The sequence below is a fragment of the Cryobacterium sp. TMB1-7 genome, assembly GCF_004402435.1.
GTDB lineage: Bacteria > Actinomycetota > Actinomycetes > Actinomycetales > Microbacteriaceae > Cryobacterium > Cryobacterium zongtaii.
The window spans coordinates 77,889-103,107 of the sequence record NZ_SOFZ01000005.1 but is presented as its reverse complement, the minus strand read 5'-3'; the positions used below and the strand labels follow the sequence as shown (position 1 = coordinate 103,107).

The 25,219-nt window shown below is 59.1% G+C and carries 16 protein-coding genes and 2 pseudogenes; 12 read left to right on the top strand and 6 right to left on the bottom strand.

Going from position 1 to position 25,219, the window contains the following annotated elements; translation table 11 throughout:
* The first annotated feature begins 61 nt into the window (after positions 1–61).
* The 4 genes from E3O60_RS00850 to mobF all read left to right on the top strand — a co-directional run bounded on the left by E3O60_RS00850 (position 62) and on the right by mobF (position 8,801).
* Positions 62–2,197: an ATP-dependent endonuclease gene (locus E3O60_RS00850; protein ID WP_134496869.1), complete on the top strand. Its 2,136-nt coding sequence runs from the start codon at positions 62–64 to the stop codon at positions 2,195–2,197.
* Positions 2,198–2,200: 3 nt separating this feature from the next.
* Positions 2,201–4,066 (top strand): UvrD-helicase domain-containing protein, encoded by a 1,866-nt coding sequence (locus E3O60_RS00845; RefSeq protein ID WP_134496867.1) that lies wholly within the window; start codon positions 2,201–2,203, stop codon positions 4,064–4,066.
* A gap of 315 nt (positions 4,067–4,381) precedes the next feature.
* Positions 4,382–4,924 (top strand): hypothetical protein, encoded by a 543-nt coding sequence (locus tag E3O60_RS00840; RefSeq protein WP_134496865.1) that lies wholly within the window; start codon positions 4,382–4,384, stop codon positions 4,922–4,924.
* A 391-nt stretch (positions 4,925–5,315) separates the two neighbouring features.
* Positions 5,316–8,801: a MobF family relaxase gene (gene mobF / locus E3O60_RS00835; protein ID WP_134496897.1), complete on the top strand. Its 3,486-nt coding sequence runs from the start codon at positions 5,316–5,318 to the stop codon at positions 8,799–8,801.
* A gap of 317 nt (positions 8,802–9,118) precedes the next feature.
* On the opposite strand, the gene E3O60_RS00830 is transcribed toward mobF, so the two are convergent.
* Entirely contained in the window at positions 9,119–10,450 is a 1,332-nt protein-coding gene (locus E3O60_RS00830) for a hypothetical protein (RefSeq protein WP_134496863.1), read from the bottom strand.
* A 463-nt stretch (positions 10,451–10,913) separates the two neighbouring features.
* On the opposite strand from E3O60_RS00830, the gene E3O60_RS19055 reads away from it, so the two are divergent.
* The 6 genes from E3O60_RS19055 to E3O60_RS00800 all read left to right on the top strand — a co-directional run bounded on the left by E3O60_RS19055 (position 10,914) and on the right by E3O60_RS00800 (position 18,605).
* The gene (locus E3O60_RS19055) at positions 10,914–11,108 is read left to right on the top strand and encodes a phage major capsid protein (RefSeq protein ID WP_134496895.1); all 195 of its coding nucleotides are present in this window, start codon (positions 10,914–10,916) and stop codon (positions 11,106–11,108) included.
* 12 nt (positions 11,109–11,120) lie between these two features.
* Positions 11,121–11,903 (top strand): hypothetical protein, encoded by a 783-nt coding sequence (locus E3O60_RS00820; RefSeq protein ID WP_134496861.1) that lies wholly within the window; start codon positions 11,121–11,123, stop codon positions 11,901–11,903.
* Positions 11,900–12,790 carry a hypothetical protein gene (locus E3O60_RS00815; protein ID WP_134496859.1) on the top strand — a complete coding sequence of 297 codons (891 nt, stop codon included), beginning with the start codon at positions 11,900–11,902 and terminating at the stop codon, positions 12,788–12,790. The genes E3O60_RS00820 and E3O60_RS00815 overlap by 4 nt, the downstream gene beginning before the upstream one ends.
* A gap of 182 nt (positions 12,791–12,972) precedes the next feature.
* Positions 12,973–14,289: a hypothetical protein gene (locus E3O60_RS00810; protein WP_134496857.1), complete on the top strand. Its 1,317-nt coding sequence runs from the start codon at positions 12,973–12,975 to the stop codon at positions 14,287–14,289.
* Positions 14,290–15,075: 786 nt separating this feature from the next.
* Positions 15,076–17,256 carry an AAA family ATPase gene (locus tag E3O60_RS00805; protein WP_134496855.1) on the top strand — a complete coding sequence of 727 codons (2,181 nt, stop codon included), beginning with the start codon at positions 15,076–15,078 and terminating at the stop codon, positions 17,254–17,256.
* Entirely contained in the window at positions 17,253–18,605 is a 1,353-nt protein-coding gene (locus E3O60_RS00800; RefSeq protein WP_134496853.1) for an ATP-binding protein, read from the top strand. The genes E3O60_RS00805 and E3O60_RS00800 overlap by 4 nt, the downstream gene beginning before the upstream one ends.
* Before the next feature lie 383 nt (positions 18,606–18,988).
* Here E3O60_RS00800 and E3O60_RS19050 read toward each other — a convergent pair.
* The 5 genes and pseudogenes from E3O60_RS19050 to E3O60_RS00775 all read right to left on the bottom strand — a co-directional run.
* Positions 18,989–19,266: pseudogene (locus tag E3O60_RS19050) on the bottom strand (transposase); the annotation flags it as partial.
* A gap of 55 nt (positions 19,267–19,321) precedes the next feature.
* Positions 19,322–19,532, bottom strand: a pseudogene (locus tag E3O60_RS19045) (leucine zipper domain-containing protein); the annotation flags it as partial.
* 155 nt (positions 19,533–19,687) lie between these two features.
* Complete coding sequence (locus E3O60_RS00785; RefSeq protein WP_134496849.1) at positions 19,688–20,854, bottom strand: hypothetical protein; 1,167 nt, start codon at positions 20,852–20,854, stop codon at positions 19,688–19,690.
* Between the two features lie 273 nt (positions 20,855–21,127).
* The gene (locus tag E3O60_RS00780; protein WP_134496847.1) at positions 21,128–21,376 is read right to left on the bottom strand and encodes a hypothetical protein; all 249 of its coding nucleotides are present in this window, start codon (positions 21,374–21,376) and stop codon (positions 21,128–21,130) included.
* Between the two features lie 131 nt (positions 21,377–21,507).
* Positions 21,508–22,077, bottom strand: coding sequence for a dihydrofolate reductase family protein (locus tag E3O60_RS00775; RefSeq protein WP_134496845.1), 570 nt, complete (start codon positions 22,075–22,077; stop codon positions 21,508–21,510).
* Positions 22,078–23,840: 1,763 nt separating this feature from the next.
* Here E3O60_RS00775 and E3O60_RS00770 point away from each other — a divergent pair.
* Together E3O60_RS00770 and E3O60_RS00765 are read left to right on the top strand one after the other, a co-directional pair.
* Complete coding sequence (locus E3O60_RS00770) at positions 23,841–24,446, top strand: RNA polymerase sigma factor (RefSeq protein WP_166788934.1); 606 nt, start codon at positions 23,841–23,843, stop codon at positions 24,444–24,446.
* Positions 24,443–24,949: a hypothetical protein gene (locus E3O60_RS00765; RefSeq protein ID WP_134496841.1), complete on the top strand. Its 507-nt coding sequence runs from the start codon at positions 24,443–24,445 to the stop codon at positions 24,947–24,949. Before E3O60_RS00770 ends, E3O60_RS00765 begins: the two co-directional genes overlap by 4 nt.
* Positions 24,950–25,219 lie beyond the last annotated feature (270 nt).

Genomic DNA, 25,219 nt, shown 5'->3' with positions numbered 1-25,219 from the left:
GCCGGCTGGCCCGATGCTCGTGACGACCTCGTTTCAATGTGTCGATCACGAGAGGACACCCATGCACATCTCCAAGTTGAGCCTTGTCAACTACCGGAATTTCCCCAACGCTAAGTTGCAGTTCAGCGAAGGGATTAACACAGTCATTGGTGAAAACGGGGCAGGCAAGAGCAATCTCTTTCGAGCCATCCGGTTGCTCCTTGACCGGGAGATGATCCCATCTGCGTATCGAATGAACGCCGAAGACTTCTACCGGGGTCTCACGGACCACCGAGGCCACTGGATCGTCATCAGCATGGAATTCTCGAACGTCTCGAAGGCGGAAGCGATTCAGGCGCTCTTCCTCCATGGTGTCGGAGTCCTCGATGGCAGCGACATTGATCGTGCAACATACAACCTGATCTATAGACCCCGGCAATCCGTTCGTCGTGCGCTCTCTGCTTTGTCGGATGGGGACACGGCGTCCTTAGCGGCGATCTTGGCGGACATCGGTGAGGAGGATTACGAAATCATCTTCACTGGTAGGAGCACCGTCGACTTCAACGATCCGAAGGAGTACCGACGAATCGTCGGGGACTTCGAAACCGCCGTCTTCAACTCAGAGACAGAATTCGGTGAATTGGGTGTTGTCCTACCGAAACAGCTTTCCGTGTCGAGGGAAATCTCTTTCACCTTCATCAAGGCTCTCCGCGACGTGGTGTCCGACTTTGAAAACGGCCGCTCTAATCCGCTCCGAGCATTGCTGCGCCACAAGAGCGGGGAAGTCGATCAAGACTCGTTTAGTGCGATCACATCGAAAGTTCGGGACCTCAACGCGGCGATTGAAGGTTGGCCGGATGTTCAGGAGGTGCGCACCGATATCAAACAGACGCTTCTTGATGCCGTGGGGGAGGCTTATTCGCCAACGTCCCTTTCTATCAAGTCCGCCCTTCCCGACGACGCCGATAAGTTGTTCCAATCGCTCAAGCTGTTCGTCGGGGAAGATAACGCTCATTACGAAGGGGGGATAGCTGAAATGAGCCTTGGCGGCGCCAATCTCATGTACCTCACTCTTAAACTGCTGGAATTCAAGTATCAGAATTCCCGATACCCCATCGCGAATTTTCTCCTGATCGAAGAGCCAGAAGCGCACATCCATAGCCATATCCAGAAAACTCTCTTTGACCGCTTGAGCTACGCCTCGACACAAGTTATTTTCTCGACCCACTCGCCGCAAATTTCGGAAGTAAGCAACGTCAAGAGCATGAACATACTTGGCCGCGTCAATGGTAAGTGCGAGGCCTTCCAGCCGTCGTCTGGGCTTGACGCGAAGGAAATCCGAAACGTGAGCCGGTATCTTGACGCGGTCAGAAGCAATTTGCTCTTCGCTCGAAGTGTCTTATTGGTGGAGGGCGATGCTGAAGAAATCCTCATCCCTATCCTGATAAAGACCGTATTGGGGATAGGTCTGGACGAGCTCGGTATCAGCCTCATCAATATTCGAAGCACGGGATTCGAGAATGTCGCTATTTTGTTCGACCCTGTCCGCATCCGCAAGCGGTGCGCGATAATCACTGATCAGGATGCGTCGATCATCGACTTGGTCCCGACGGACGAAGACACAGTGAAAACGAGAAATTTCCGCATTCGGTCGAAGCGTTCTCAGGAAGCCGGAGTAGCACGGGCAACACGACTGGACGCGTTCGTGAAAGATAATCCTTGGGTCGGCGTCTTCTATGCCGCACACACATTCGAAGTTGATTTCGCCGACTCCGGAAACGTTGCAATTCTGAGACGCGGGGTGAGCGACATCTACAAGCTCGCAAGAACTCGCGATGCCGTCAAGTCCGCTCTAAGTTCCAAGGACCCAACCACGGCGCGGTGGGCGGCCCTGCAACTCGCAGAGGTCGAAGGCAAGGGATGGTACGCAATCTTGCTGGGCGAGAAGATCGATGAGCAAGTGAGGATTCCCGGGTACATCCTCGATGCGTTGGCATTCGCTCATCCGCTGATCAGCGATGAGATGTGGTACACGATATTGAGTTATCGCCTTGAAGTTCTCGATGAATCAGACTCCTACACGGTTGAGGCGCGCGACGAGTTTCGAAACACTCTTGAGACTTTTGGCTCCAGTCTCATCACGTTTCGGTCTCTCGCTTCAGCGATGACCATCCTTTTTCCGGAGGACAGCATCCTCGACGTCCTCGCACGGTACTAGCGAATGGATACGTGGTCCCCGGGATCGCTCGATTCTGATCAAGAGGGCGTACTGTCCGATTCGGGGAATGTGTTTCTGGTCGCTTGCCCAGGGAGCGGGAAAACTCGAACGTTGACTTACAAAGTGGCCAGCGAACTGAGCCAACTCGGTCCAGATCATCGACAGTTTGTCGCAGCGATTACCTACACCCATCGTGCCGCGGACGAAATCGAAGAACGAATTGCCTCACTCGGAGTTGACACCGACAAACTTTGGATCGGAACTATCCATTCATTTTGTCTCGAGTGGATTCTCAAGCCTTATGGCGTGTATCACCCGAAATTGCACAGCGGCTTCCAGATCATCAATGCGTACGAGACCGAAGCCATGCTTGAACGCCTTTGCGTTGGGTCAAACCCGAAAATTACAACTTATGACTGCGGATATCACTTTGACGAGAATGGCGTTCAACTCGAGAGCGGGAAAGCCTGGCTCCATCCGGAGATTCGTAGGATACTGTCTCGCTATTTCGGTGAACTCGAATTCTTCCGCCAAGTCGACTTCGCGCATTTGTTGCACTATTCATACGAACTAATCCGTGATCGACCCGAGATCAGTCAGATTCTGGGGAAGCTCTTCTCGTTCATCGCTATCGATGAATACCAAGACACGACCAAGATCCAGTACCTCATGCTTGGGGCAATCCTGAAGGCAAGCAACGGAACCGCGCGCACGCTCATAGTGGGAGACCCTAATCAGGCAATTTTCACATCTCTGGGTGGTATCCCAATTCAACCCAACCATTTCCGGAACCTTATAGGCGGGCAGTTGACTGAGCGACAACTCGTCAAGAACTACCGCTCCTCAGCCCGCGTCGTAGACTATTTCTCACATTTCAATGTCCATCAGACCAGAACTGAATCAGCGTCTCGGGACAAGAATCACCCAAGTCTGATCACGTTCAACGAGATTCTCCACCACGAAGGCTTAGAAGCAGAGCTAGTTCGACTGGTTCGCTACAACATCGAGATTCTCGGAGTGGACCCGCATGAAGTCTGCATCCTTGCACCCTGGTGGACGCACCTGGCGTCGGTGACGCGAAATCTTGTCACCGCACTCCCTGAGTACGAATTCGACGGTCCTGGGCTGGTTCCGTTCTCCCGGGACCGCGATAATTTTTGGTACAAACTTGCTCGAATCGGCCTGACAGAGGCGTCGCCAACCATGTACATGCGGCGCCTACGCTGGGCGCAGGATGTCATCAGCGATCTTCTTGCAGCTGGTGCCGACGTCAGCCGCGTTTCTTCACGATCGCTGCTTCTCGAGTCGAACGGTATCGAAGTCCATGAGACGAACGGTCTCGAATACCTGAGGGAGTACTTCCGGCGCCTTCTTGGACTGCTCGATATCTCTATGGGGGATCACCCAAGTCTCTCGCAACAACACGATGCCTTCTTCGCCAGCTCTTCGGCTCGGATAGAGCGGATGGTGAACGACGGCGCTCCGTTTATGACGGACATCACCGTCTTTAGGCGCGTCTTTCGAGAACGGACCGGGATCACGGTTTCATCCATTCATGGAGTGAAGGGAGCTGAGTTCGACACAGTCATCGCGTATGCACTTCTGGACGGCATGGTCCCGCACTTCAACGACAAAGATCAGGAAAACGGCGCTAAAAAACTGCTCTATGTGATCGCATCCCGGGCGCGAAAGAACCTTCACCTAATCGCCGAACGGGGCAGGCCTCGGGGGCGGCGGGGCGAATACGACTCAACGAGTGTGCCGCTCGGTGAGCTGGCGTACGAATACGATTCCAGCGCATTTTGGGGAGCGTTGGGGAATGGCGAGGGAGCACTATCTACCGTGCCAATCTTTGTCCCGGCAGGCTAATTCCCGAACCGATTGGAGCTAGAGCTCCGTCGCTTGCCTCGCCATCGAACCTGAGTTCGTTAAAGCGATCTCTAGAGGCAGAGCCTGTCATGTGTGGGATGTCATGATCCCGCCAAATAGCTGGGTGCTGAACAACGGGAGGTATGCGTAAGAACGCATTCCGTGCTGGAGCGCGGCTCGACCGTGCTGAGGCCGTTGTCGCCAGCTCGAATGGGTTGACGCTGCCACATCCGGTTCGCCCGACTACATAGGAAAGCGTTCCAACGTCGGTGGGTGGCCCTAAGCTCACTGTCAAGTCAACTGCGAGGGAGAACTGTGGACGTTCTAAGCGGAATCTCTCGCGCGCTTGAGCTTCGGTGGGATTTCCTATTCCGGATCATTGCCTCTCTTGCTGGTCTCGCGACACTTGGCGGGCTAGTCATCAGGCAGACACCCGTGGAGGCCGCAGGGGCATTGCTCGGCTGGCTCGGCACTGCGGATGCAGCTGATGCCGCTGTGATTCTGGGCAAATGGATCACCGAACGCGCGGATGTCCTGCGGTGGGTCGGGCTCGGTGCCGTCGTCCTGGGCGTGGCCACGACTTCGTATCGTTCCAGAGGAGCGGCCCTTGCCGTCATTGGGGCAAGTTTGTGTGCCGCGTGCAACGACCCGAGCCCCTTGTGGATATTCCTTGCTCTCGCTGTCCTGTGGGCGGGCAGCCGGGCGTATGACGAATATCTCTGGCGCCGGTACAAATCGTCACGTGACAACGTCCATGGTTGGTTCTCGACGGCCCTCGCCCAAATCCCCACGGCGGTCTTCTACCTGCCTCTTGCGCCGATCACATGGGTCGTTAACCCGCGACCGTTCCGTCTGTAACTTGGAGCGCGTCGTGCGGCTCGCTTTTGCAACTCGCCCACTGTCTGCTGGGGGAAGTGAGCCGGACGACAGATGTGGCACGTTTGAAGTTCCAAGCCTCGAGGGAGGGTCGCCCCCGGTGTCGGGAACACGATATCCCGAGTGACATCGCGTTCCGCACGGTGATGTCCTGACTCGGCAAACGCGCTCTTAGATAAACAGACCTAGCCTCAAGCAATCCTTGCCTGCCCCGCACTCGACGAGCCGGCAGCCGGATCGCCGACGTCACCTTCATTGGGAGACGGCGCCCCGAGCGACCGCCGAACCTCAGAATTCAGATTGCCACGCCTCTTGCAGATCGAGGCGGCACACCTCCTAGGTAACAACGGAGGAGGCCCCGGTGACAGTGTCGATGCGGGTGATGAGCGCCGGCGATGGCTACAAGTATCTGCTGCGCACTGTCGCCGCCGGCGACGGTCAGCGTTCGCTGTCCACGCCGCTGACGCGTTACTACAGTGCGAAGGGAACGCCACCGGGCCGCTGGATAGGAAGGGGTCTTCCGGGACTCGGCTCGGGGCGCATCCTCGAGGGCGCCGAGGTCACGGAGGATCACCTGCAGAGACTGATTGGGCTGGGGCGAGACCCGGTCGACGGGGCACGGATCGGTCGCGCCTATCCCGAATACCAGAGTCGAGCTGATTCTGCGCCGCCCGGCAACGCCCAGGAGACTGGCGCTCGGCGGCGCGCGGTTGCCGGATACGACTTCACGTTCTCCATCCCGAAGTCGGCGAGTATCCTCTGGGGCGTGGCCGACGCCGCCACGCAGGCGCGGATCGTGCAGGCGCATCATGCGGCGGTTTCTGAGGTAGTCGCGTACATGGAACGCGAGGTCGCGGCGACGCGAACAGGAACGACCGCGTACGACGGAGCCGTGGCGCAAGTTGATGTGACGGGCTTGGTCGCCACCGCGTTCGACCACTTCGACAGCCGAGCCGGCGACCCGCACCTGCACACGCACGTGGTGATCAGCAACAAGGTCCAAACCGTGCTCGACGGCAAGTGGCGCTCGCTCGACGGCCGCCCAATGCACGCCGCCGTCGTCGCTCTCTCGGAGCTACACGAATCGTTGTTTGCGGACGCCTTGACGCGATCGCTGGGCCTGCGGTGGGAGATGCGAGACCGGGGGAGGGACCGCCACCCCGCCTTGTCGATCAGTTCAGTTCCCGAGGCACTCGTCGCGGAGTTCTCCTCACGGTCACGGCACATCGACATCGCGACCGACGCGCTGATCGACGCCTACCTGGGCCGGCACGGTCGCCGGCCCGGCCCGGTGACCATCACGAAGCTTCGCGCGCAGGCGACGCTTTCCACGAGGCCCGCGAAAGAGGTACGCTCGCTTGCCGAACTCACCGCGGCCTGGCGCGAACGAGCCGAGCGAGTGCTCGGCGAGGACGCAACGAAGTGGGCGTTCACGGCAGCCACAACTTCGGCGGCCCCTATGTTGCGTGCCGAGGACGTGCCCCGGGAGGCGATAAATGAGATCGGTTCGAGCGTGATGACATCGGTGAGCGAGAAGCGTGCGACCTGGCGGCACTGGAATCTCGCCGCCGAGGCAGCACGCCAGCTGGCGCATCAGCGATTCGCCTCAGAATCTGATCGCGAAGCCGTCATCGGCCTCGTCGTTGATGCCGCCGAGCGGGCCTCGCTCCGCATCACTCCACCTGAGCTTGCGCCGAGCCCTACTTCGTTCCTGCGAGCCGACGGCACCTCCGTCTTCCGACCGAAGCACACCACCCTCTTCACCTCGACGGAACTACTCGACGCCGAGGCTCGGCTGCGGGAGCGCGCCGCGGACACGACCGGCCCCCGAATCGCCCTGGCCGCGCTTCGTGCAATCTCACTCAGGCAGCTGCCGGGTGGCGTCGTGCTTGCTGACGACCAGGTCGCCGCGCTCAGTGCGATCGCCGGCTCGGGGCGAGCTGTTGATGTTCTGGTGGGGCCGGCCGGAGCCGGCAAGACGACTGCGATGAACGCGCTTCGGCACGCGTGGGAGGCAGCGTATTTTGCGGGCTCCGTGGTGGGGCTCGCTCCGTCGGCCGCCGCCGCTCAAGTGTTGGCAGACGATCTCGGTATCCCCACCGAGAACCTGGCGAAGTGGTGGCAGAACCATCTCGACCACGGAGAGACCTTCCGCGCCGGCCAGCTCGTCATCGTCGACGAAGCATCCTTGGCGGGCACTCTGTCCTTGGATCGGATCACCGCGCTTGCCGCGAGCGCCGGTGCCAAGGTGCTGCTGGTTGGCGACTACGCGCAGCTCCACTCGGTGGACGCCGGAGGCGCATTCTCAATGCTCGTCCACAGCCGGGCGGATGCCCCCGAGCTCGTCGACGTGCACCGCTTCGCACACGAGTGGGAGAAGTCAGCCTCCCTCGGACTGCGCCGGGGCGACCCCGATTCGATCGACCGTTACATCGCACACGGCAGAGTGAGCGGCGGTGACACCGAGTCGATGATGGATGCCGCCTACACGGCCTGGCGCGCGGACACGTTAGCAGGCAGGGCAACCGTCCTGATCACCGATTCGAACGAGGAGGTCGTTTCACTGAACGCGCGTGCCCGCACCGAGCTCATCCTCGAAGGTCGCATCGACGCGGTCCGAGAAGTCTCCCTCCACGACGGAAACCGTGCGGCTGTCGGTGACACGGTGATCACCCGCCGAAACGACCGGCAGCTGCTCACCTCCCGAACCTGGGTGCGTAACGGAGACCGGTGGACCGTGGCTGGGGTGCGCCGGAACGGCTCGGTCGACGTCCGCCGACACGGCCACCGATGGGGGAGCGCAGTGCGGCTTCCCGCGGACTACGTCAAGCACCACCTCGAACTCGGCTACGCCGTCACTTCGCATCGTGCGCAAGGCATAACGACGGACACCGCTCACGTCGTCGTCACCCTGGGTATGACGCGCGAGAACCTTTACGTGGCGATGACGCGAGGTCGCGAGACGAACTCCGCCTACGCATCACTCGACCGGCCCGATGTTGCGCACCTCGGGCCGCACCCTGGCGAAGACAAGGAGGCCACGGCACGCAGCGTCCTCTACGGGGTTCTGCGGCACGTTGGCGCCGAACTCTCTGCACACGAGGCTCTCCGGGCGGAGCAGAATGGATGGGGCTCCGTTGCGCAACTCGCGGCAGAGTACGAGACCATCGCGTCGGCTGCGCAGCACGACAGATGGACGGCATTGGTGCGCTGCAGTGGGCTCCCATCCCTCCACGCGGAGGCGGCCATCAAGTCGTCTGTGTTCGGGGTCCTGGCGGCGGAGTTTCGGCGAGCTGAAGCCCATCACCTTGACGTCGAGAGCCTGCTGACTCGCGCCGTTGCAGCACGTGGGTTGGAGGATGCCGAGGATGTGGCGGCCGTCCTGTGCTCCCGGATAAAGTCGGAAGTCGCGTTTGACTTCCGCGCCACTCGAGCATGCCGGAGGCCACGGCTTATCGTGGGGCTCATCCCTGAAGCAATCGGGCCCATGAACGCGGAGATGCGCCACGCCCTCAAGGAGCGCAGCGACCTGATCGAGGCCCGAGCAAGCGCCGTACTCGAAGAAGCATTGTTCGAGGGCGCCACGTGGGCCCGGGCTCTCGGGGCCGTCACACGACGGCAGGAGTTAACCAGTTGGAGACAGCAAGCGCGCACTGTGGCCGCATACCGAGACCGCTATGCAATAGTCGGCACAAGAACCTTTGGCATCGCCCCGCAGACAGAGGCTCAACGACGGGATGCGGCTAACGCTCGTAGCGCGCTAGCGGCCGCCAAGCGCATGGCTGAGGAACAGGACGCCTATGCGACACCGCGCGCGGGTCGCGCGACAGGACCTTCACCTGCGCGCATCCGCATGTGATACCCAGTGTCTGGGCACCGGTGGGATCTGAATTCCCTCGACGATACGTCTTCGACCCTCAACTTCCGCGCGTTTACGGGTGTTCTGAAATAGTGCAGGCAGAGTGCATTTTGAAAAAGTGCGGCCAAGACTTGGTGTCCCGAAGATTCATTCCGCCAGAAATCGGAGAGGCCGGTTGCGCGGCGTATGCCTCTCTGTTGTGCGCGATGGGGGCCGACAAGCAGACTTCTGACCTGTGGAGCGGACGTATCCGCTCAAACCGGTCAATTCGATTCTCGGTACCGGCGGACACATTCCACCACCCGTTTCGTATGCGTTTACCTCACGCGGATTGGGTCATCATTCGCACCCCACTCAGGGCGTGAGGGGTTTCGTGTTGCATCGTTCCATCCGCTGCCCAAGCCCGGAAACGAGGCCGGGGGCGAATCCCCGTCATACTGCCATTCGGAACTTAGGTCCTCGTGGCCACCGATCCCGAAAAACCGCCCGCCGGGAGTCTCGCGCCATGCGTACCAGGCTTGACTGTCGTTGCGGATGTGATGGTGAATACCATGTGGGGCAGGTAAGCCATCCTTCGTTACGTCACCGAGGACATCGATGATGTCTGACCGGAAACGACCCAGGCGATTTCTATGCCATCCCATCTGCATATAGAAGATCTGCCTCAGGACTTTTTTAGTGGCAGCGAACTCGCGTCTGTCTAGTCGGAGCCCATTTTCGTCTGCTCCTGCGACTCCAGCCAATGTCCCCAGTCGTTCTACACGTTCGCGTTCGAGAGCCACGTTTTGACGAATGTTCGCGCGGTAACTCCGCATTTCTGCCCGAGCCGCCCGAAATGTGGTCTGACGCGCAAGTCGCCCTAACCACAGACCAGTGAAGTTGCTGGCATAGAAAGCACTGAAGTGAACACCGATAATGAACGCCGCTTTGACGCGAAGAGGGGGATCCACCTTGTGGTTATGCCACGGGAGGATTGTGAGCACCCTCTCCGCGCTCATCCAAACGGCGAGAACGTAGACAAAGGGCAATAGCAAGAGGGGCAGCCAAATTGACAAGCCGACTGAGCGCGCGAGGTCCATTGAATCAATCTCGGCCCAGGTCGATACGAGCGTGACGGTAGCGAGTATTCCCATTGCGATGCCAATGAGGCCGAGAATGAAATCGCATCCAAGTGCAAGTACCCTCGTCTCCGGCTTTCGTTTGCCGACGACTGATAGCAGTGAGAGCACAATGACAGCGAACTGGAGGATAAGCTCCCCGCCAATGGACAGCGAAGAGAGGCTCAGGTAGAGAGCAATGAGGGCCGCGACGCCAAGTGTCTCTGCGACGACCGAGCGGACTAGCTTCGCTCCGGACCTCACCTTGTGAGCGTTAAATACCAAGGGTAGTCCGACGAACAGTGCAGTCACGATGGTGTCTTTGAGCATGCCGAGTTCCCAAAGGCCAATTAATGACGCGAGCATAATCAATCCAGTGGCGTAGGCGATGTAAAGAGCCACGAGGATGAGAATCTTCCCTTGAAGGAAGGCTCTAAGCAGATCCCATACGCTGGCAAGGATCCCGTGTCGGTCCTTTGTAAGCAACAGCAGAGCAACTCCTGCAACGCCGATGAGAATCAGAGTTGCCATCTCGCGGTTGGTAAGCTCCATGGCGCTAGATTACGGCGCGCTTCACTGGTACGAGTGCACGACCGGCGCAAGGCGCCGGTTGCAAGTATGCATTTGTCCTCCAGTATGGGTTCCACCTCGGTAAAATGTCCGCAGTCCTTTCTCAGACGAGTGCATGCAAAACGAGCTCGTGCACATCTAGCTGTACTGCGCAGGGACGCGATCGCACCGGCTGGATCCGCAACCGGAGAACCTCTCTGTGTGCCTGCGGCTGGCAACTACGTCGCCAGCTGCAATCCCGCACCGCCTGTCCAGCAAGCCAGAACGACTACCTCCGTCGACAGGTATGACCCCATCCTCAGCCATCCAGACTTGGACTGTCTGAATTCGGTTCCACTGATCCGCACACTCGACGTCATTCTCGCGCGGATCTGCCGGCCCGGCTGAAGCGCCGTTCGCCCCGCTGCGATGACAAACGCTAGGCGGACGCCGTCGCGCGGATCTTCTGATCGACCTTCAGGGTTCGCTCGCGTCCCCGTACGCCCGCTCCGACTCGGCGGCGTGGCTCATGCGTAACTCGACGCTCACTGTGATCAAGAAGCTGCGGGACTCGACCGGCCGGTACATCTTCGACTCCTCTGAGGCGAGTTCGGCAAAAGAGGATATTGGAGAAGGGTTTGGAGGCCTGGCGCGTCAGTAGGATACGGACTCAATGAACACTCACGAACCGGGCCTGCTGATCACCGCCGCTCTAATCCGAGCTAGCCTCGCCGGCAACATGCCCTCTGTAGTCCAGAAGCACTGGGTCGAAGTCGACGGCATCCGGTGGCCAGTGACGCAGGCATTTGCGCTGGCAACAGGAGAGCCGAGCGTGAAGTCGAACCGCGCAAGGCGCGAACTCCAGCGACTTGGCTTCGTAGTCGGGCAGGACGCCCAGCCGAGCCCTGGGACGTGGATCGCACCTCGACCTTCGAAGCCCGCAGCTCGGGCGTTCGATCAGAAAACGCTCGAAGCCCAAGACAGCTCCGAGCTCACCTTCCGGTACACCTGGCAATGCGCCGGCTCCATGGTTCTCGACGCCAAGGGCTACCCGAGCTTCCCATCGCTGCCGTCGGCCCCGGGGATCTATCGATTTGACTTCGGCATCGACGGTGACGGTTTACGCGTCGTCTATATCGGAGAGGGCAAGAACGTCGCGAACCGAGCGATGCAGTATCGCAACGCCAAGGTCGACCGAAAGCGCGCGCTCACGAGCCGGAGGCTTCACCGGGCGATGGTCGAGCATCTGCAAGCCGGCGGCGAGATCGAAATGTCCGTGGTCCTCGCGGCTCATTTCGCCGACGGCTCGATCGTGAACTTCGGCCAGAAATCGGGGCGCCTGCTCGTCGAGAGCGGCGCAGTGGTCCTCGCGCAGCTGGATCCGGTGGTTCGTGTGTTGAACGTGGATCGTGACCTCGGTTCGGTAGGTACCGCAGACAGTGAGGACCGAGAATGACCACGGGAATTGAGACCAACGGCCCGGGATCTGTCCCGATCTCACGCGCTGACATTCAGACGATCACGAGCGCCCTGCTCGGTCTGACTATCGCGAGCGAGACGATCACAGCCGAGTGCTTTAGGAGCGAGCCTCCTTCTGACTCGTACGCCAGCGGGATCTTTTACTCCTATGACCAAGACTCGGGGGAGAAGCACGTACTCGACGCGTTCCTCTACGTCCAATACTCAAATCTGAACGGTTTCGACCACGTTCGAGCATTAGTAGCTCTACTCAGGGCAAACCAGGTTCGAACGACTGCTCTCGCGACCCTCACCCGAAGCGCACTCGAAGCGTTTTCGCGTAGTTGGTTTCTGCTGTCTGCCGAATGGCCAGGAACACTGACTCATCGGGTGATTTCGCTGTTGCATGCCGAGCTAAAATACCCAGAACGCTATGAAATTGTTCTCCATACAAACGACGGCGATGCGGTAGATCCCAAAGAGAAGAGGATCCACTACCAGAACGAGTTGAAGCGGCTCGATCTTCCACCCGCCATGAAGATCGAGTTCAGTCAACTCGTTGCAGACCTGTTGAACCACCACCTGGACGGCGAGAGCGGCATAGAACGATACTCAGACCTGTCGGCGATAGCGCACGGGCTTCGTCTTGGCGTCAATTCTTTCGTGGCACGCAGTGACAAAGGAGCGATCGAAAGGCTCATCGCTCCGCGAGAACTCGTGATGAACTGGGCGACAGAGATCGTCGTCAGCATGTCCGCGCCGATGGACGCTCTCATTGAGGCCTTTGGCGAGAACACGCGGCACCAAGAACTATTGCGGACCGCCAAACTTCGTGCCGTCGCGGCGATCGAATCCATCTCTGATGACTCGACTCCAGCCGTCTGATACGCGCTACGACGATGCGCCCATCAGGCGCTCCCCGTGGCGCACCGCTCGATTTCTGAGATAGTTCGACCATGACTAAACGGGGGAATAGCTCGGAGAGCATCTGGAGCTTGAGAGCAACACCGTCACGGGCGCTGAGAGTACTCGTCGATCGGGACACAGTCGCAGATTCCGAGATCCTCTTGGATCTCTTGCTTCGGCGTGACGGCATTGAAGTTGTCAACTACCGCGACAATGGACCGCCCGCCGATGCGGAGTTCACCCCCGATGACTTCTACCCGCCCACGGCTATCGGGTGGGTCACGGTCGGGCAGCCCACCCAAGACGGTCCTTTCGCGGCGCGATCGATACTCACGGCCACGGAGACCACCGTGTCAGAAAGCTCGCTGCTCACTGACAGTCTGAAGTACCTTCCCTTGATGCTGGAGAATGCCGCATCAACCGATGTCGAAGAGAACGACATTCTGCTCTACGCAGTAGCCGAAGAACTGGGCGTAGACATCCTGATCACCGACAGAGCAAAGCTTCTCGAATCACCACTGGCGTCTGGCAGGCTGCAGGTCCGTGGTGGCGCGGCTTCTATCGCAGTTGTCTCGCTGTATCTACGCGGAACCGACGACGCGCCCGCAGCCATAAGTCCGACTCTCACCGAGGTGGTCAGGCCGGCATCGCACTATTACTCGGTGATCGCTGAAGAGTATGTACCGTCGCTCACGGTCGTCGCGGACCGCCTGCAGACGACAATGTCCGAAGCGGAGCGCAATCTGGTCGAAGCAGTCCAGCGCAAACTCGGTTCAACGCTTGCACGACGCGACACCGTCTGGCGGATGGCGCTCCAGCACCCGAGCCACGCACAACTCGACGAGATGTCAGCCGAGGTCGACTCGCTCCTATTGTTTCTTACGAGCGCACTGGACGCGATGGCGCGCTTCCTTGACTCATCCATGTCGATACAAAGCCATCGCAGCAAGGTCGGGTTTCAACGTGAAGACTGGCGCGCGGCGCTCACGTCGGCTCTTGGCTCCGGATTCGATCTCACCCCCGAAGACGTCCACCTGATCAGCGCGGTTGCAGGTCTTCGGAACTTCACTCACGGAGTCGGCTCACGCACCCTCCCGATCGACGTCGGAGTCCATAAATGGAAGAAGACGACCTCATACGCTATGTACGAGTATCGAGGCAGTACCCCCGGCTGGTCTGACCCGCTCGACGCGCTCACTGCTTTGCGGAGTACGGAGCTGGCAAGCCCCGCGTTCGACATGTGGCGCCTTAGCAGCGGGCCTGAAGTATTCATCACCCCCGGACCAATGTGCGACTTGCTAGTTGCCGGCACCTTCTCGCTGATCGAATCCGTTTGCCACGGGTATGTTCACGCTCGTGGAATCGAACCTACTGACGCGCAGCCGAGAGGGCTTCGAATTCGTCCAGATGTTCGCAGGCGACAGATTTTCCAGTTCATGGGACTTCCTGGGGTCGGAGGGACCCAGGGCATCGCGTGACCCTACTCGAATGGCGGCCACAGGCTCCAACGCACTCCAAGGCCAGAGGCTTCCCCGTGCCCTCCATCCGTCTGGCCGGCACCATCATCTGCCGCAAGGGCGAGCAGGCCTTCCGGCAGGACCACCCCAAAACCGCCAAGTCCGCCCGCGTTGTCGCCATCCCCACGTTCACCGCCGACGCGGTCCGCCGTGGGCCAGCCCAATCTCGCCACATTGCTCGGCCCCTTCGGGACCAACGACATCGATCGGGCTACGGCGGAAAGATTCGCGCACGGGCAACAGGGCTACGAGGACATGGCGTCCTGGCTAGGATCCAAGGGCTGGAACTCGACGCGCAAGACCTCAGCCAAGGCGAAGCCGCATTTGCCGTCTGCGCTGCTGCGACAGCACCTGAGCAAGTCGAGGGTGCCCACTGCCAGTCCCGGTGCAAGCGCCTGCGTTCCTAGGGTTCGGGCAGGCCCAATCAGGCGGCACGACTCCTCGGTTGTGACGCGGACGGCACGCTGTGGGACCGGCCGTCGCAGTTGAATCTTCCCCGAACTGGGGCGAGCCCTTCGCCGGTCTCGGGACATAGATTAGGCGCCATCGCTTTGTCACTTCGGATAACCGTTCGCAGCGGCAACTAAAGACCGGATATACACGACGACGTCACTTAGCGGACGAAGTCACCGCCGCCTTCAGCGCGACGAAGCGGTTTATTTGGGTTGCGGCAGGTCGGTGATACATGGCCCACAGTCGCGAGTGGCCACTTCAGCCTGAACGAGGTCTGCGCTAAAAGGAGACAGTTTGATAGGCCACCAGTATCTGATGGCGGGTCTGCATGCCGAGTTCGAGCTAATTGGCGCCCGCTCGACGTATCGCGTCCAGGCGAAGGTGACGACCTTCAACCAGGATGAGATCCGCCTACTGATGCCGAACGGGCGGGCCATATCGGTGCCACCGAACGCTGTGGTCAGTATCACCCCGGCAGACAGTTCAACCCCGCCAAAGCAAGGGCGAGCGCCGCTAGATTCCACTGCTCGGACGCAGGGTGACATAGCGCGTACGATACAGCGCACACTGGAAACCCTTCCAAGTGAGCCGCGAGCGTCGGTGCGTGTCGAACTGCTACGAGTCCAGCTCGAGGACGTGCACGGCGACGTCTCATCGTCACTCAACAAGCGTCGCACTGAGGCCGTATTGCGAGTCGCGATGGCCGTTGAAAAGCAACTGACACACAACGACCACGCAAGTGCGACTGGTCCACGGAACCGTGCGGTTGACGCGATCCGCCAAGCCAATGAAAGATCGCGTCGTTCTTCGTCGGGCAGGTTGGCGATCGCCCTACAACGTGCGCTGGACGGTTTGATCGCGGAACACGAAGACCATTGGCGACGGATCACCACGAAAGCCGAACACCCGCCACTCATCGTCACTCGAGATCGAGTGAATGTCACGCGAGGATACGATCACGAGTTTGATCTGCCTGTCAGAATCACGCTGGATCAATCGGCGTCAGAACTCAGCGACGTGACAGTGGTCCTTGACAAGTTTCGAAACTTGCGGCTGATTGGCCGAACTCCAACCATACGGAAACTTGTCGGGGGTCAGACAATTACGGTCACCGTGCGGCTCCGGGATAGTCGCAAACAGGGGGCGCGGGCAGACATCCGCATCGACGCGCACCTCACGTACGGAACGCCTGATGGTCAAACTCACGCATCGACACGACAGACGCTGTTACTGAGTATTCAGGGCAACGAGGCGCAGTCGGAAATTCCGAATCCATACCGCCCTTACGCCGGCGGCCTCCCCGTCTCCAAGCCCGAGATGTTTTTCGGCCGAGATGCGTTGATCCACGAACTCGTCCGCGATCTGGGCAAGACGCCCGGGGGAACCTGTTTCGCCTTATACGGGCAGCAGCGAACCGGTAAGTCGAGCGTCCTCGAGCAGGTCAAGAAACGCTTGCTCGATAGGCAAGCGATAGTTGCCGCGTTATCGATGGGAACTATTGACCGCCGGAGCATGACCATCGATTTCGTCGAGGAGATTCTGGACCAGTTTCGCGTCCAAATCGATCGTGCTCTTCCCGCGGAGACGTCTCGGCTGCTTCTGGACCGTTGGCCCGATACCGCAGCGATTGAGCGTCGACCTTTGCGAAGCTTCCAGAGAGCATTGGAAGCAGGACGGTCAGTGCTTCGATCGACCGGCTCGACCGGTATTGCGTTTGTCGTGGTCGTAGATGAGTTCACTTACATTCACGAAATCCTGAGACGTCGTGGCATCGATCCGTCGGAGCACAACGAGCTGAAGGATTTCATGCGCCAGCTCAAGGGCCTTCTCGAATCGAGACTGTTCTCGGCGCTTCTAATCGGCCAGGACACGATGCCAAGATTTCTGGACTCTTACCCGAATGAATTCAGCGTAATGTCAACGCGAAAGCTCGACTATCTAACAATCGACGAAGCTCAGAGACTGGCGGATCTACCCATCAGGACGCCCGAGGACGGCAGCCGTTATACAGGCTACGCACTCAGTACGATTGCCTCGTATACGGGCGGTCATCCGTTCTTCACTCAAATTCTTTGCGACCGTGTGATCACACTTGTGAACTCCCACAACCGCTCCGAAGTTACTCAAAGTGATGTCGAAGAGGCTGTTGAGAGCTTGCTATTTGGTCGCGACTGCATTGAGGCTCATAAGTTCGACTGCCTTGTCACCGCTGACAATACTCACACGCTGATGGCGGGTGTCGAAGGCGAGGAAGAGCCCGACGGTACCGCACGTTCGCTGATCGTGCTCCGCAGAATTGCAAATTTGTCGGGTAGTCAGAACAGCCCAGTTGCGATCGATGACCTCCAGCTTGACTCGAGGCAAAACGAGGCGCTCGACGATCTGCTCCTGCGCGAGGTCCTTCACCACAACGAAAACGGGGTTTCCATCCGCGTCCTGCTCTATGCCGACTACCTGCGGAGACATCATCGATGACTGCTAGAAGGAACATCCCCGAGCGAGTACGTGCCTTGCTCACGGCTCCCGCCAACGTCGCAATACATGGGAGCCCAGGCTCCGGAAAGTCCTGGATCGGCGATCGGGTCAAACAACTGCTTGATGACACGCTGCAGCCGGTCATCAGGATTGACCTTTCCACCACCTCCTCCGGCAAGGACGTGTTCGTCGAGTTGCTTCTCGGACTCAATTGCGCCCATGATCATTCGAAGTCACCCTCCGCGGCTGTCCGAGATGTTTGGCGCACACTTCGATCTTGTCTCATATCCTCGAATCAGCACTTCGTTTTCTTACTGGATCAGTTCGATCGTGTCCTGAAGTTCGACGACGCCCTTGATTTCTTGCTCTTGTTCCGCGAACTGGTTCACCGCCCGGAGTCCCTCCGCTGCACCGCCCTAATGATCTCCCGCCGTTCTCTGGAATCCATCGAAACCAAGGTCTCCGGTATCTCCACGCTCGCAGGCGTCTGCTATACCCAGTATCTAGGCAGCCTCGGGGTTGATGACCTCGAAGATCTTGGGCCCGGCACAAACGGCTTGACTCTCGCGGAGAGAGTCGAGTGCCTTCGCTGGTCGGGGGGACATCCTGTGCTTGCCAAGTATTGGTTGACGACTCGCCCGGACGTCTCTCCTGATCCCTCGGGAGACATGGAGCGGGCCAAGATCGCGTCGCGCGTCTTGGATCACCTCGCAGACTTGCGGCTCCTAGATGTGGCCGCACAATATGTCCTCGGCCCGATCGTGGACGATCTCCTTTTTGAGAGGCAAGAACTGGAGATGCTCGGCGTAGTCTCCGTGGAAGGTGAACGTACTGAGGGGTCCATCTCTCTGGCCGAACTACACCACTTTCGCGATGCTTTGCGTCACCGGACCTGGAGTATGAACCCGTGGGGTGTGCTGGGAAATGCTGAGGTGCGCCTGAGGGGATTGATTGACAACACGCTCAGCGACGCGCACGGGGAGGACTGGGCCCCCAAAGTCGCGAAAAAGAACAAAGCCGTTCAGACGGCTCTGTCTGAGGCGCTGGCTAAGCAATCGCGCGACACGAAGATGTTTTCTCGCCAAGCCCCCTTGCTCTCGTACACTTACCCGGGAGACCTTTGGCAGATCATGCAGGTCGAATGGAACTCATTCGTGCCGGTGTTCAGCACGCACGACAAGCCGTACTGGCGAAATGTTCTGACTGGACTGTCTCAGTATCGAGCTCCCCTTGCACACGGGCGTGCAGAAGTCCTAGGGGAAGTCCAGCGGACTCAGTGTCGCTTGTTTGCAGAAGAGATCCTCACGACGATCTCCCAATACGAGAACTCACGGCTTAGTACGCTCTGACGTTGTTGGCGGGACCTGCGCGTGGACTGGCGCTAAAGAAAACGAGCGAGCGCTCCCTCCGGTCCCACAGGCAGTAACGGGTCGCGCGAAGGCTCGCGCCGCCAACGCTAGAGGTAAACTCGGTTGGCCTTCCCCAACTCTGCGTTCCCCTCCTGCATCCGCTTGATCTTCGCCGCCGCATCCGGGACTGCTGAGAGTCACTTGGCGGCTTCTCTAGTTGGGCCGCGGACGTGGTCTGAGTAGCACGATGGTCTCGAACTCTTTGAGCGTCAGACTTGACCAGAACACGTTTTCGTCGGCGGCGGTGTCAGGTCCGTTCGATCCAGGTCATAATTGCCAAGCTGTGGTCCTGGCGCGTGGCCAGCCGGGACTACCCACTGAGTGGAGATCCCGGTGTCCGCGCCAAGTAATTTGACCAGGTCGTCGACCTTGCTGGTCGAGACACCGTGAACATAGGCCTCAATCACCGCGAACAAGGCTTGGGTAGCCCGCCGGCGACGCTCCAGCGAGGCAGGGACCAACGACCCGGCCCGTCGGGATCTTCAAATCCAGGTCCGGCAGCGGTCGACAAAGTCTGTGAGGGGGAGCCGTTGCGATGGGTGGTGCGTTCGAACGGGGCGGCCCCCATGAACGCAGTCGCCTCCGCGTCGATCAGTTCTTGATGGAGGGTTTCTTGCGACGCCGATTCAGTCGGTGACATTGGTGAGTTTGAGTAGTCGGGCGACAACGACGGCGGCTTCGCGCCGGGAGCACCGGTATTGGAGAACGGCTGTGCCTTCGGCTGGTGCCGGTTGATCCACCGCAAGCGTTCTGCCGGGAAATGCCGAGTTCCTTAGCGACGTGACTGACCGGGCTGTCTTCGATTATCACCCGTTCGATCAGCAACGACCTTCCATGGAGGGTCAGCCGGGGATTCGCGTGGGGCATGAGGTCCTCCGTGTTTGTGGCGACTTGACATCTCCACTAGAACCGGAGGATCGCCGTTTTCAACCCCGAGTGTCACCAAGCTGTCAGCTCATTACCCAAGAAGCTTGAGAAGCCAGCCATCGGGCCCCCGGTTGCGCCCAAAGCCGGATGCAAGCTCACTCGTCGTCCCGCCGGACTCGCTGGAGTTCGTTCCTGAGCCGAACGGTCAGTTCAGCCGAATCGTCCCAAACCATAACTTCAGGAGCATGGCTGTCCTCAAGTTTTTCCCCGACAAATATGTCTACGTCGACGAACGACGGGGCAAAGTAGCTTACAGCGCAATGCCCATTGTCGAGCCGGCGCAATCTAACCTCTCGTTGTGGTTTCGGCGCGCGAGGCAGCGTTTCCACGTCCACCTCAACTTCAAGAACATAGAGCGCCATCTCACTCAGATAAGAATCCGTGGGGCTGCCCAATTCTTCCGCGTAAGACACTAGTTCAGATAGTTCCGGCTCCTTCACCAACCAGTCGACAACTGGACGAAGTGCGTTACCGCCCAGGAGGACGTTCGCGAGAGTGAGCGTCTCAGTTGAGAATTTCGTCGCGTCCTCAACAAGTGTCGCGAAGAGCACAATCTTCTCGTCATCACTTAGACGCGACCACCGCAGCATTTCGCGAGCTACGTTCCCGACGTCCAAACGAAAATCGGCCGTCGAATCTTCAGTGACTAGGCCCAAAACGCTGGGGCTATCACCAGGCCTCCCGTCATTGAAGCTCGCAGTGTTGGGGAATGATTGCGCGAGCGTGAGCGCAGCTGCACGCGTCACGATCGCAGCAGCCAGCGGATGACGATGAGCAGGCGATTGCCCGTGACCTCGTCCGTTATCTTGACCCAACCAACCGTCGGCGACTAAGGCCGGAACGTTCAGCCATAACAGATTACAGAGAGCAGTGAGTCGGTGGGCGTTGCCGAGGTCTAAGGGTGAGCGATCAAACTCCTGCAAGTAGGTGAGCAGGTCTGCTACTGCCTCCAGTTCGCGTGCTTCCCGTGATAAGTCTCTATCGCCCTGGAGCTGTCGTTCGAATTGTTCGCGGGAACGCGTTTGCTCGGTCACGAACTGACCACCTTGAACTTCGAACTGTGCCTTTTGCGCTGCAAGCGACTTCAGATTCTCTTTGCGCGTGTATGCGTTCGTCACCAAAAGCGCGACGATGCTGGCAGCGGCGCCCAAGACGGCGCCAAGAGCGCCTGACAAGAGATTGTTTAGGAAGGATAGGTTCAGGTCACCCAATATTTGTCCACGACTTTCAATTCGGACCACAAAACTTGTGGCGTCGATCACATCAACACGACGGACTCCAACAGAGACGCCCGTTAAGTGGCCAATCAGTCCCAGCTTGGCCGACTGGCGAGGTGTAGTTTTTCACTGCACCGCCCCAAAACTGGGGCCGCATCTGGTTCTTGGAGTCAGGTTTCTCTGCTGGAACGCGAAAGTAGTAAGGCGGTGGCTGCCGCGGCAGCCCCAACTGCTACCGCGGCGCTGGACAATATGACTGTCCTTCGAGATGGGCAACTCTGGGCTCGTGGCGATCTGACAGCGCTTCAACTATGCGATTCACAGGAAACTCGAAGCCGTCGCGCTGCCCTCTGGCATCTCTTTGAAAAGCTCGAGGTCGCGCTTTAGGCGAGTCGAGAGACGCGTTACTGGAGAAAGAAATCTGAAAATGGCCGAGATCGCTGTTACGACGAGCGGTACTGAAAGCACGCCGATAATTAGCTGCGGGATAAAAGTGAGCAGATCCGCGGTCGTAGCCGTCTCTTCCACGGCTAGTTCGAGCACACGTGCAATTATCTCGATTTGCATACTCGAACACTAGGGAACCGCGAGTGAGTCATACGAAGCCGATGCCGAACCATGCACTGCACCTCGGGGCAAACCACCGGGAACCGTCATTTCGTCCCAAGGGAGCGTCCAACGTGCCAAGACAAATCACATCAGGCAGTAGCTCGCGTGGGCCGATATCGCACCGCGACCGCCCCCGACCGGAGTTCCTGGCGGTCCACGAGTTCGAGCTGGATGTGTTCGCGCAAACCGGATAGCAAGGTCGGGCCGTGCCCGGCAAGGACAGGCTGTACCAGGAACTCGTACTCGTCGATCAGTCCCAGATCTGCCAAGGCTAGGGGGAGCGTCACGCCACCGACCCACAGGCCCTCGCCTGGCTCCCGCTTGAGCTGCTGAACCGCTTGTGCAAGGTCGCCAGGCACCAGCTCGGCATTCCAATCGACCTCGCTCAGTGTGCTTGATACGACGTACTTTTTCGCCCCGTCGATGGTCTCGGCGAACGGTTTCTGCCATTCCTCCACCCAGTCGGGCCACGTGCCCGTGGCCGGCTTCTGCCACGCCGATGCCATCATCTCGTAGGTCACCCGGCCGAAGAGCAGGGCATCGGCGCGCTCCAGCTGAGCGGTCCAGTAGCGCATCGACTCCTCGTCCGGGGGGAGTCCTGCCTCGTGGTGGCAGCAGCCGTCGAGCGTGACGTTGATGGAGTATCGGAGTGGTCTCATCTCGTTTGCTCTCCTTTGATAGGCGCCCCACATTCGTTAGACCAAGCTCAACCGAGTGACGGATCCGTTTCTGATCGACGCACTAAATCGCGCCCAGTGTATAGCGCCGTCCGTGATGCGAACCATACAGCCGAGCGAGCGCCATCACCGCCCGAGTTCGATCACTCGCGGCGGCATCCGGGGGAGAGGTTGGGAGGGCCCATGGGACCGCCCAAGGCGGCTTACAAGGTCATCATTTACTCATCTAATTCATCTCTATTTGACCCAAAACGATGACGTACAATCGGAGGCAGAGAACCGCCCGGTTCCCTGTAAAAACAAGGGAATCCGAGGGTTTTCGGACACATTCGGTAACGACTAAATTAAGGCCAGAACCTTCAGGGGGTCGCAGGTTCAAATGAAGCAAGTGCATGGCACGGGTGCAGGCCAATTGGGCATTGGACGTCTCCATCCTGTTCCGCTTCGAAGAACCCCATGTAGAGCGGTGGGACACCAAACGTGATGAGACGACTTTCCGAGACGCTCGGGCAGGGGCACCGAGCTCAGCGACTAGGTCCGGCTCAGCGCTTCCGCGTCCGCCGCAACGTTCTTCTGCACGGCGAACTGGGTCCGATGCAATTCCTCGTACCGCCCAACCACAGCCAGCAGTTCCTCGTGTGTATCGCGCTCCACGAACCTTTTCATGTCGTTGATGTCGCGGCGAAGACTTAAATCGGAACCCGCGCTCCGTGGTAGCCGCCTAGCGTTAGCTGGCCCAGTAATCTACGTCGAACTCGCAGGACCTATGCAGGCTGGCATGCATCTTCGGACAGGAGCCGGGATCATGAGATGCTCTCGGCCTTGACTGGGGAAACGGACGCGGTAGGGAATGGCCAGCCGTCGGAATTCGGAGAGCACTACCGGACGCCCTGATATCCGTTGAATTGATGGAAAGCCGCAGAGCGCCTGAAAACTATAAAGAGGGTGCGGTTGAATTTGACGGTAGCGACGAAAATGTCCCGTCCCGTCGCCACCCTCCCCTGCTAGTGAGGACGCGTTCTGGGCCGATTCGGTGAAGAGCTTCCGTTCCCCGCCCTCCGATAACGGCTGTCCGTCATTAGCATGACCGTCACCCACATCAGGATCGGAAAGGCCGAGGCGGGACCAGCCCATGACGGACTGCCGGAGTTACTGATGTAGATCACGTTCAACACGATGAGCCACACCACAGACCCCAGGAAGAGGGCGAGACGGATAGGCGAGAACAGAACGGACAATCGTCGTTTCAAAGAGTGGCGATATTCGGTGTCGGTCATCTGCATGTGCCTCCCGAGTCATCTCGGTCAGTGGTCTTGCGCTCGAGGGTCTTGATCTTACCCAGAACGCTCAGGTTGAGAACGAGGAGTACGCCAATGAGAAACAGGACGGACTCGGGATCAATCAAGCTCGTGAATGAACAAACTACTGCGCGCTAAAAGCTGGATGAGTGGCGCCGTCGACAGGGTTTGATCGGGCATCTCGTTCAGGATCCGGTAGGTGGAGAGCTGCCTCTACGAGGTGCGTTATATCGACGGAGATTGTTCGTGATTCAGCCATCAGTGTCTCCAGGGGGGATCAGTTTGAGGAGTGGTTCTCCCTGGTATGTCCGGGTGATTCCCAAAGGTTCAAATCTGGGCTGATGGGTTTGCAACGGACCCCTTCCGGTTTGGCCCCTAGTTCGGGGCATATTTGGATTGGGCAATGATTGACCGGCTAGTCTGAAAAGTGTCCGGGGGGAGGGGCTTGTGAACGGCGACGCTGTATCGGATGCTTCGCTGTGGCTTGAAGCGGTGGCGGGCACGGAGAGTGCGTTTGCAGTCCTCTTCGATCGGCATCGCGCCCGAATATTCCGGAAGGCCTATTCCCGTCTTCGCAGCGTGCATGATGCGGAGGATGTGGTCGCCATGGTCTTCTTGGAAGCTTGGCGATCCCGCGAGAAAGTGCGAATCGTAGATGGTTCGCTATTGCCGTGGTTGCTCTCCGTCACGACGTACCTCACTCTGAACAGTGACCGAGCCGCGCGACGCTATCGCCGGCTTCTCGCCAAGCTTCCAATTGCTCCTGCGGCTGATCCGGTTCCCGATGTTGACGACCGGCTGGACCTGCAAGAGCGAGCCAACATACTCACGCAGGCGCTGCGCCGATTAAGCACGGTCGAGCGGACTGTTGTCGACTTGTGCCTTGTTGAGGAGCTCTCGATGGCTACGGTCGCCGGGGTGCTTGATGTGCCAATAGGGACAGTAAAGTCACGATTGAACGGTGCGCGCAGAAAACTCCGAACCTATCTAGGTGAGTCGGACATAACAGTACATACGGCCGGCGAATTGACCTCAGAAGGGATACCAGGATGAACTCCGTTGAGCCTGAGATGACCCCTGAGAGAACTGACGCGATTCGTGGGCTCCTTCTGCACACTCTCCGGAACGAACCCGCCCGGCGGATCCAACGTCGACGTCGCCGGATCCTGGTCTCGGTCACTGGTTTCTTCCTGGTCGCGGGCGTCGCTACCACGGGTGCCACGGTCCTGCTGCAGGAGAAGAGCGTGGAGAACACGGCGATCGTTCATTGCTACAGCTCAATGAGCGCAGACCCTGATGGCACCTACCCTGGCTCGTCAGCGACGATCGCGGACAGCAACGGACGCGGCCAAGCCCGGGATGCTCTCACGCTCTGCACAGCCATGTGGGAACAAGGAGTGCTCGCGAACGATTTCGAACCCACCAAACCGGCCAATAAGCCCGGTGTGGTTCCGGAGCTGCAGGTGTGTGTGATGCGTGATGGGAGTGCGGCCGTCGTACCCGGCGAAACGGCGAACGTTTGCCAGATAGTCGGGCTCGCACCCCTGGTGGGGTAACCCGCTATCCGAATGTTCCATTTGGACGGAAAACCAACGACTTCACATTGTCATTCCAGCTCCCAAGACTGGCGCAATATGGCGTGCAATTCAGCCGGGATCCTCCATAGCTCACCGCTGTGTAGAGAGTGACCCAACACCCGTTCTGTCCGCTGGCGGAGCTAATGGTGTTGGTCCAACCGGACTCCAGCGAAGAGAACCCAAATACTGAACCGGCGCACCCATTCGCCCCCCACAGCGTCAGACTGGAACCAGTTCGGTTTGCGCCCT

Coding starts and splice junctions, on each gene's coding strand:
- E3O60_RS00800 (WP_134496853.1), top strand. CDS start 17,253: ATGACTGCTAGAAGGAACATCCCCGAGCGAGTACGTGCCTTGCTCACG.
- mobF (WP_134496897.1), top strand. CDS start 5,316: ATGCGGGTGATGAGCGCCGGCGATGGCTACAAGTATCTGCTGCGCACT.
- E3O60_RS00820 (WP_134496861.1), top strand. CDS start 11,121: ATGAACACTCACGAACCGGGCCTGCTGATCACCGCCGCTCTAATCCGA.
- E3O60_RS00830 (WP_134496863.1), bottom strand. CDS start 10,450: ATGGAGCTTACCAACCGCGAGATGGCAACTCTGATTCTCATCGGCGTT.
- E3O60_RS00850 (WP_134496869.1), top strand. CDS start 62: ATGCACATCTCCAAGTTGAGCCTTGTCAACTACCGGAATTTCCCCAAC.
- E3O60_RS00765 (WP_134496841.1), top strand. CDS start 24,443: ATGAACTCCGTTGAGCCTGAGATGACCCCTGAGAGAACTGACGCGATT.
- E3O60_RS00780 (WP_134496847.1), bottom strand. CDS start 21,376: ATGCAAATCGAGATAATTGCACGTGTGCTCGAACTAGCCGTGGAAGAG.
- E3O60_RS00775 (WP_134496845.1), bottom strand. CDS start 22,077: ATGAGACCACTCCGATACTCCATCAACGTCACGCTCGACGGCTGCTGC.
- E3O60_RS00815 (WP_134496859.1), top strand. CDS start 11,900: ATGACCACGGGAATTGAGACCAACGGCCCGGGATCTGTCCCGATCTCA.
- E3O60_RS00845 (WP_134496867.1), top strand. CDS start 2,201: ATGGATACGTGGTCCCCGGGATCGCTCGATTCTGATCAAGAGGGCGTA.